At 64.0% G+C, this 239-nt stretch carries 1 pseudogene; it reads left to right on the top strand.

From position 1 onward, the window contains the following. Positions 1–239 (top strand): annotated as a pseudogene (locus DWW43_RS12175) (hypothetical protein); the annotation flags it as partial.

Raw genomic sequence — 239 nt, forward strand, 5'->3', positions numbered from 1 at the left:
CCGATGCCAATGCAGATGGGACCGGACGGCAAGCCGATAGTACCGCCGGTATCTCCGATGAATGGTGCAGCACCGATGCCGGAGAAGAAACCGGAGGCAGCACCGGTACCACCGATGCCGGAGAAGAAGCCGGAGGCAGCACCAGTACCACCGATGCCGGAGAAGAAGCCGGAGGCAGCACCGGTACCACCGATGCCGGAGAAGAAGCCGGAGGCAGCACCGGTACCACCGATGCCGGA

This window comes from Clostridium sp. AF15-41, from assembly GCF_003604095.1.
Lineage (GTDB): Bacteria > Bacillota > Clostridia > Lachnospirales > Lachnospiraceae > Coprococcus.